The 7,621-nt window shown below is 33.7% G+C and carries 10 protein-coding genes; 4 read left to right on the forward strand and 6 right to left on the reverse strand.

Going from position 1 to position 7,621, the window contains the following annotated elements:
- Window positions 1–7: 7 nt before the first annotated feature.
- The 3 genes from C0Q33_RS09300 to C0Q33_RS09305 form a co-directional block, all read right to left on the reverse strand.
- On the reverse strand, window positions 8–151 hold the full coding sequence (locus C0Q33_RS09300) for a hypothetical protein (protein ID WP_165776463.1): 144 nt from the start codon (window positions 149–151) through the stop codon (window positions 8–10).
- Window positions 152–234: 83 nt separating this feature from the next.
- Window positions 235–702 carry a hypothetical protein gene (locus C0Q33_RS06785; RefSeq protein ID WP_101477841.1) on the reverse strand — a complete coding sequence of 156 codons (468 nt, stop codon included), beginning with the start codon at window positions 700–702 and terminating at the stop codon, window positions 235–237.
- Between the two features lie 56 nt (window positions 703–758).
- Window positions 759–917 carry a hypothetical protein gene (locus tag C0Q33_RS09305; protein WP_165776464.1) on the reverse strand — a complete coding sequence of 53 codons (159 nt, stop codon included), beginning with the start codon at window positions 915–917 and terminating at the stop codon, window positions 759–761.
- A 240-nt stretch (window positions 918–1,157) separates the two neighbouring features.
- Between C0Q33_RS09305 and C0Q33_RS06790 the strand changes: the two genes are divergently transcribed.
- The 4 genes from C0Q33_RS06790 (at window position 1,158) to C0Q33_RS06805 (ending at window position 4,595) form a co-directional block, all read left to right on the forward strand.
- Window positions 1,158–2,081, forward strand: a complete 924-nt coding sequence (locus tag C0Q33_RS06790; protein ID WP_101477842.1) for a cobalamin-binding protein — start codon at window positions 1,158–1,160, stop codon at window positions 2,079–2,081.
- 231 nt (window positions 2,082–2,312) lie between these two features.
- On the forward strand, window positions 2,313–3,152 hold the full coding sequence (locus C0Q33_RS06795; RefSeq protein ID WP_101477843.1) for a metallophosphoesterase: 840 nt from the start codon (window positions 2,313–2,315) through the stop codon (window positions 3,150–3,152).
- Window positions 3,153–3,172: 20 nt separating this feature from the next.
- Complete coding sequence (locus C0Q33_RS06800; protein ID WP_101477844.1) at window positions 3,173–3,715, forward strand: hemerythrin domain-containing protein; 543 nt, start codon at window positions 3,173–3,175, stop codon at window positions 3,713–3,715.
- Between the two features lie 136 nt (window positions 3,716–3,851).
- Window positions 3,852–4,595: an HFX_2341 family transcriptional regulator domain-containing protein gene (locus tag C0Q33_RS06805; protein WP_245867369.1), complete on the forward strand. Its 744-nt coding sequence runs from the start codon at window positions 3,852–3,854 to the stop codon at window positions 4,593–4,595.
- Here C0Q33_RS06805 and C0Q33_RS06810 read toward each other — a convergent pair.
- The 3 genes from C0Q33_RS06810 to C0Q33_RS06820 form a co-directional block, all read right to left on the reverse strand.
- Window positions 4,592–4,813 carry a hypothetical protein gene (locus C0Q33_RS06810; protein WP_101477846.1) on the reverse strand — a complete coding sequence of 74 codons (222 nt, stop codon included), beginning with the start codon at window positions 4,811–4,813 and terminating at the stop codon, window positions 4,592–4,594. The genes C0Q33_RS06805 and C0Q33_RS06810 overlap by 4 nt on opposite strands.
- Before the next feature lie 42 nt (window positions 4,814–4,855).
- Window positions 4,856–5,599 carry an SDR family NAD(P)-dependent oxidoreductase gene (locus tag C0Q33_RS06815; protein ID WP_101477847.1) on the reverse strand — a complete coding sequence of 248 codons (744 nt, stop codon included), beginning with the start codon at window positions 5,597–5,599 and terminating at the stop codon, window positions 4,856–4,858.
- Window positions 5,600–6,056: 457 nt separating this feature from the next.
- The gene (locus C0Q33_RS06820) at window positions 6,057–6,971 is read right to left on the reverse strand and encodes a transcription initiation factor IIB (protein WP_101477848.1); all 915 of its coding nucleotides are present in this window, start codon (window positions 6,969–6,971) and stop codon (window positions 6,057–6,059) included.
- Window positions 6,972–7,621: the final 650 nt, after the last annotated feature.

The raw sequence follows: 7,621 nt of genomic DNA on the forward strand, positions 1-7,621 counted from the left end.
ATGAAATCTAAGATAGTTTGATTATTCCTTGCTGTATTAGGAATTGTAATGCTTGGATTAAATCACTGTCAGATAATTTTCCTTGTGCATAAAAGCCAAAAACAGCTTTTACCCAATTCGGAATTTTTGCAGTAGTAGAATTAGTTGGCATTGTTGTTGGTGGTGGAAGTGGTTGATTTGGAGGTGGTATTGGATTAATTCCAGAATTAACATAAAATGTTATTTGTGCAGTTACTATCTGACCATTGATCTTGCTACTTGCTTCAATACTATGGCTTCCAGATATATGCTAGCCACGCCCCACGAAGTGGCAAAATTTCCATTACCATCAGCCTGAATAGTTAGTACACCGCCTCCAGTTAATACGACAAGATTATTGGGTGGAAAACCTGAACCTGTTATTTTTACAATATCCCCAACATTGTATGATGTTTTATCAGTTGAAATTGTTATACCAGATGTAGTTGTTGTAGTTCCACCAGATGAACCGCTGAATTGAAAGGTTGTCTGAGCTGTGTTACTATTACTACCAAACTGTACTTGTATCTGATACATACCTAAAGATTGCCAGAGTGCTGTGTTTGCATCTACTGATGTAGAGTATGTTCTATCAGATCCTAGAGGCACTTGTTCAAGGTGGACAATATTTCCTATGGGACTTTTGATTATGAGAGTGACCGGTTGACCAGAAATGTAAATCATTGTACTTCCTGATATTGTAATTGTATCTCCAAAACTATATGAGGTTCTATCAGTTGTTACGGTGATTTGACCATTGGATTAGGACTTGCTAGATTTCCAGATGATGTAGCACTTGTAGAATTTGTACCTATTGGATTCTGAACAGCATATGGAGAAGCAAAAGATGGAACAAACAAACCAAGTGAAAACAGAGATGATACTAGAATTATACTCAATATTATTTTTGAATTAGACGTGATTACATTTCAGGCATGAGACTAGATAAACGGATCATATATTTTCAAGTAATTTTCCAACAAATCCTTTCGTATCTTTTGTAGACCTTTTTTTGTTAGTTCCACTTGCAACACATATATCATTTAGTACTGTACCGAACGGTATAATACCTTAAAAAAGATTGTGATTGAAATTTTATTTACTAAAGCTTAAGAGATTGAATCAAATTTTATGATATAATGCAAACTAGAATTGTCTCCTTTCTTCCAAGTGCAACTGAAATATTATACGAACTAGGAGCAGGAGACCAAGTTCTTGCCGTTACCCATGAATGCAATTATCCAATAGATGCCAAATCAAAACCTAGGGTAATTCATGCCTCATTTGATCCAGAAAAAATGTCTAGTCAGGAAATTGACAATAAAGTAATAGAACTAGTACAAACAGGAAAAGACATTTACATTTTAGATGAGCAAGTTCTAAAAAAAGCAAATCCAGAACTTATTGTAGCACAGGGAATATGTGAAGTATGTTCCCCATATACCAGAGAAATCAACAGGGCAGTAACATTGCTTGAAGGAAAAACAGAAATTCTCGTTTTAGATCCTAGCAACCTTGATGATATATTACAAAATATAATTCAAGTAGGAAATAAAGTAGGAAAACAAGAAAAGGCAAGAGATTTTGTGGTACAGTTACAAAAGAGAATAGATTATATCAAAAATATTCCAAAGATATCAAGACCCAATGTTGTTTGTATAGAATGGTTAGATCCACTGTTTACAGCTGGTCATTGGGTTCCTCAGATGGTAGAGATAGCAGGCGGTATAAATGGAATAAGCTCTACAGGAGATAAGTCAAGAAAAATGGAGATTGATGAGATAGTAAAATTTGATCCTGATATTCTAGTACTAATGGCATGTGGATTTGATGTCAAGAGAACTGTTCTTGAATATGAAAAATTACTTGAAAATAAAAATTGGAGTTCGCTCAAAGCAGTAAAACAAGGTGAAGTCTATGCAGTAAATTCAAATGAATACTTTAGCAAACCTGGCCCAAGAACAGTTGTAGGTCTTGAAATTTTGGCCAAGATAATTCATTCAGATATATTTCGAGATCTTCATATTCCAAAACAATCTATCCAAAAATTTGATCCCGAATAATAAAACGATTGCATCCTCATAGGGTAAATGTAATGAGGATGCAAGCTATGATATTGATACTAATATGAAATTTGATTTATTTATCTAAGATCTAACTTTTACTTTCTTATTCTAAAATCCTAGAATCAGTTGTATTGAGATACATAAAACAATAATTCAAAATACTATACAAATATTGAAATGAATTTTATGTCATAAATTTCAAATTAGGCTGAAACATTAGATAGTGTATTGGACCTAGTATTTTCTGATATTCATGCTGATATCGATGCGCTTGACCTAATAATTGATACTGTATCAAGTAATGAATTTATAAAAAAATATGGCTCTTTCTCTAGAATCATCAATCTGGGTGATTTACTTGAGCGTGGTATTCATCCAAAAAAAGTAATTTCAAAACTAAAATCACTTGAGAAGAATTATCCAATTTTTTCTGTTATGGGAAATCATGATGAAGGATTCTTAAGTGGTAAAAAAGTTAGCGCCAGTTCTTTTGAAAGTATGGACGCACATGAAAAGCTCAGTAATGAGGATCTTTCCTTCTTTAAACAAAATAATGATGGAACATTTGGTAATCTAGAGTATGTCGATCCAAAAAATGGTCTTTTTTGTATTCATGGAGGACCATTGGATCCAAAGAAAATAACTCCTAGAAATGCTGATAGTGAAGCTTGGCTCTATCAAAGAAATTGGCAGCGACTTACTGATGAAGGCTTTGAATTCTTTAGTTATCATGGATATCATTACAAGGCATCATCTGCTTTTAATGAGGTTGGAAAACATGTTAACAATCACATCATACTATGTGGACATCAGCATATGGAGACAGCAATAACTCGTAGGGGAGGTAAAATTCATGAAATATACTCCAAGATTAAACCAAAAAATGAAAAGATCTCTGGACATATATTGGAAAGTAAAGAAATTGATATAGATCAAACCAGCGATTATCTAATCAGATTAGGTTTAGGAGGACCTGCAGGATATTATGGTGTAGGTTCATCTGTTCCACATTTTGCTATAATCCAATACAACCCAAAAAAAGTAATACTATTTACAGTAAACCCTTGAGATATTAACAGAAATCGGATATGAGTGGAACCGAGATATTAAGAAACGATCACAGACAAATACGTAGACTAGAAAAAATAGTTATCAAATGTTATGTCAAACTCTATGAGAGTAAAGATATTCCCTTTTCTGACATTGAAATAATAGTTTTAATCATATCAGAATTTTTGGATGCGGTACATTATGCAAGAGAAGAAGATCAGTATTTTCCATGTGTTGCAACCTATGATTCTCTAAAACAAGAGATCCGAGTATTCATGATTGAACACGAGTTTGGAAGAAGAATAGCATCGAATATTTCAAAATATTTACAAAAATGGAAATCTGGGGAGGATCAAAGGGAGCCAGTTGCAAGATTTCTAAAGGCATATGCAGTATATCTTGATGAACATCTAACTAAGGAAGACAAATTCTTTGATATTGCAGAAAATCAAGTTCTATCACAAGACGAAGAAAAAATGATGTATGAAGAATTTCGAGCAGTGACCGCAGTCGTGACAAAATTTGATGAGATGATAAAGTCAATAGATTATCTAGAAACTACACCTTGGATGAAGGACTAGTTTTCAAAAACTGATCTTACTCTAGGATAAACAGAGACTTTGATTTGCTCTGATGTGAATTTTTGTTGCATGTTTATTCATGAAATGCATAATTATTATATATCATCACCATAGTATGATAACTATACATACTAACATGAGTAAAATAGTAAATCTTCGTATACACATAGCACCAGTAGGCTTTGAGATAGATAGAATTGCAATTCCTGCTAAACAGATGAAAGCAGACCGAGTATGGCTTCTCATGCATGAAGAACCATCAAAGGATAGGGCACAAGGTTTTATGGAGAAAATTAAAACTCAGCTAAAAAAAGAAAAGATCGAAGTACAAATTGCATACTCCAACAGATTTGATCTTTTCAAAATCTTAAGAGCATTAAAAGAAATTGTACAAAAAGAAGAAGGTAATGATATTTTTGTTAACTGCTCTTCGGGATCAAAAATTCAGGCAATTGCATGTATGATGGCATGCATGATGTTTCAGGGAAAGACAAAACTTACACCATATTATGCAGAACCAGAAAGTTACTCTAGTGTAAAAGGAGAACAACTATCATTAGGCCTTAAATCGGTTGTCAAATTACCCGCTTATGAAATTCATACTCCAAAGCCAATTTTGGTTCAAGCTTTAAAAATAATACAAGAAAATGGAGGGAGAATCACTAAAAAAGAAATGGCAAAGATTGCATACGAAAAAAAACTTATTGTCGTAAATGCACGAGAAGAGAATTTTCAGCAAGCCAGATTTGCAAGTCTTGACAAAAACATTATCCAACCACTTCTAAATGAATGGAAGTTTATAGAAGTTGAAAGAATTGGAAGGACCAGGTGGATAAAAACAACACCTGAAGGACTGGGAGCGGTAGAGTTTCTTGGCTAACCACGTGTAGTAAGTTCAGGTTTGAGAGTCCAAGCAATACCCATTGCAGTAAAAGGTATGGCAACTATAAGAGCTATTTCCAAATAGGTTTTGAATTGTTCGGATTGCTGAGGAGTTGGATTAGTACCAACTAGGAAAGGTACCGGTAATGCAGAGGCAAACCAAATAATTGAAAGCATGATGATTATCTTAACCGTACGACTCCTTTTTGGTGTCATGTTATGGTCTTGTACTAGGTTCTATTAATTTGATTAGGGTGATTATTTTGTGATGGAACCACCATCTATGGGTAAAATTGCACCTGTAATCCACGATGAATCTTCAGAAACCAGATAAAGTATAGCTTTTGCAACATCTTCTGGCACTCCTATTCTTCCAATTGGATGCTCTGCTACTGCCATTGATCTATCAATTTCATTTCCAAGATATGGCTGTGTCATATCGGTTTCTACAATTCCAGGACAAACACAGTTTACGCGTATTTTATACTTGGCATACTCTATTGCCCATGCCTTTGTAAGCAAGACCAATGCTCCTTTTGAAGCAGTATACGCATCTGCTTCAAAATTTTCAAATGATTTCAATCCTGCATTTGATGAAACATTAACAATACAACCACCCGTTTTCATCAAATGTGGTATCACAGCTTTTGTGAAACGAAATTGTCCAGTCAAGTTTACATCAATTACTTCATTCCACTCTTCTTCGGAAATTTCATGTAGTGGTTTTACTTTGGGAAAAATACCGGCATTATTTACTAGAATGTCGATTTTACCAAAATGCTCTAGAGTACTTTTTACAACATTCTCTACATCTGTTCTCTTTCGAATGTCACCAACAATTGCTATAGCATTTTTTATTTCTTTTACTGCATTTTCAAGATTTGTTTTATCCTTTGATGTAATTACGACATCTGCACCATGTTGTGCAAGTAGAATTGCGGTAGATTTACCAATTCCTCTACTGCCGCCCGTAACAATTGCGACTTTACCTGAGAGTTTCATCTAACTCTAAATTCATATATTGTATAGATTAGTTTGTCGAGGATAAGATCTTAAAATCTTCATTGCTGACGAATCTTCAAAAAGGTACATCACACTGATATTGTGATTGTAAGTTATGCAAGAGTTTTTTATAATATTTTAGTAAAATACTATAGAAACATGAAAAAATATGTGTAAAATGATAAATATGATGATGTATTATACCACATAATGCAGAAAGATGTAAAATCTACTGCTTAAACGAGCGTGGCTCCGTAGACTGAAATAATAGAATCCGCACTTGGGTGAGGATAAAAGAGGTAATCTCTACTTGTCTACGAACAAGGGCCACGCCACTAAATTTCAAAATACTGTAAAGTAAAAACTATTTTTCAATTTAAAAATTCTTGCTAAAATAATTTTAAGAAAAATTGAATAATTTTTAATTCGAAAGATTGAAAAAAATTTTATAAAAAGTTTAGAGCTTGAGAGATTCCTTCAATCCCTTGTATCTATTTCTGATTGTTACTTCAGTTACTCCTGCAGCTTGTGCAACATCTTTCTGGGTTTTGTTCTCTCCATTCATGACACATGATAAATACAATGCAGCGGCTGCAAGTCCCATTGGGTCTTTCCCAGCAGAAATCTCAATTTCTGCAGCATCTTTTAGGATTTGTAGAGCTCTTCTTTTTGTTTTCTCACTCAAACCGGCTTTACTTGCAATTCTTGCAACACATTTTATTGGATCAACAACTGGCATTTTCAAATCAAGTTCTCGCAACAAAAGTCTGTAACATCTTGCAACATCCTTTCGTTTTATGTTAATTCCATTTGCAACATCAGTAAGTGTTCTTGGAGTTTCAGTATCTCTACATGCCGCATACAATGCAGCAGCTACAAGTCCTGGAATTGATCTGCCTCTGACAAGGCCTTTATCAAGTGCCTTTCTGTAAATATAAGCAGTTTTTTCAATTACTGCATCCGATAACGCAAGTTTATCTTTTAATCTATCAAGCTCACTGAAAGCCTGTCTAAAGTTTCTATCAACTGGCTCATGAACTTGACTTCTACTATCCCAAGTTCTCAATCTCTCAATTGTACTTTTCATGGAAGCAGAAAGTGGTTTTCCAGATGCATCTTTGTCAGCAGGACCAATTATTGTTGCAAGTCCCATATCATGCATTGCTAGTGAAGTTGGAGTTCCAGTTCTACTTCGATCTTCATGTTCTTCTTTAGAAAATGATCTCCATTCTGGACCAGATTCTTCTACACGTTCAGTAAGTACAAAACCGCAACCTCCACAAAACATTTCTCCTGTAGTATTATCAGTTACCATGGGACCTTTTCCACAACGAGGACAACGTCCACCGCCACCAAAAGATTCGCGAGCCATATTATATCTTATAAGAATTTCGGTTTACATAGATAAAAAGGTTTAACTATGAGTAGGAATTGTATAATTTATTAAAATTTAACAAGAATTTTATGGAAATTATAATATTTACGTTCTTAATATGTGGGAATTATAATTTATACATTACATTCTTTTTGAAACAATCTAATTTTGAATCAATGATTGTTCTAAATTTTATTCAGATGAATCTTCTCAAATATCATTTTTAATTTATTTCAAAAAATTATAACAAAATTATTTTTCAAAAATTTATTATAAAATTATTTTAGAGGTCTGAAGCAAAACCTTAAATACATTTTCTTTGAAGAACCCGCATTAAATAAAATGGAACAATGTCCACTTTGTTGTGAGTTTCAGCAGTCGAATCAGGCACTGGCAATTCACCTAAAGAAAATCCATCCGCAGAGAAATACTGCAATTCAGATGATGCAATAAATCTCTGTGTGGAGGATAGGCGTAGGATATATCCAATCGAGGTTATCCACGAATTTTTAGTTTTTTATTATAAATAAAGCAAAGCGTATGCTGAATTGAATGGAACGGTTTGTCAGCTAAATTTAGCATACTGTGAACCGTATTTCACACCTGAAATTAAAAACCAATTATTTTAGTGATATTCATGACATCAT

Source organism: Candidatus Nitrosotalea bavarica, assembly GCF_900167955.1.
GTDB classification, from domain to species: Archaea; Thermoproteota; Nitrososphaeria; order Nitrososphaerales; family Nitrosopumilaceae; genus Nitrosotalea; species Nitrosotalea bavarica.

Coding starts and splice junctions, on each gene's coding strand:
- C0Q33_RS09300 (WP_165776463.1), bottom strand. CDS start 151: ATGCCAACTAATTCTACTACTGCAAAAATTCCGAATTGGGTAAAAGCT.
- C0Q33_RS06785 (WP_101477841.1), bottom strand. CDS start 702: ATGATTTACATTTCTGGTCAACCGGTCACTCTCATAATCAAAAGTCCC.
- C0Q33_RS06790 (WP_101477842.1), top strand. CDS start 1,158: ATGCAAACTAGAATTGTCTCCTTTCTTCCAAGTGCAACTGAAATATTA.
- C0Q33_RS06800 (WP_101477844.1), top strand. CDS start 3,173: ATGAGTGGAACCGAGATATTAAGAAACGATCACAGACAAATACGTAGA.
- C0Q33_RS06805 (WP_245867369.1), top strand. CDS start 3,852: ATGAGTAAAATAGTAAATCTTCGTATACACATAGCACCAGTAGGCTTT.
- C0Q33_RS06810 (WP_101477846.1), bottom strand. CDS start 4,813: ATGACACCAAAAAGGAGTCGTACGGTTAAGATAATCATCATGCTTTCA.
- C0Q33_RS06815 (WP_101477847.1), bottom strand. CDS start 5,599: ATGAAACTCTCAGGTAAAGTCGCAATTGTTACGGGCGGCAGTAGAGGA.
- C0Q33_RS06820 (WP_101477848.1), bottom strand. CDS start 6,971: ATGGCTCGCGAATCTTTTGGTGGCGGTGGACGTTGTCCTCGTTGTGGA.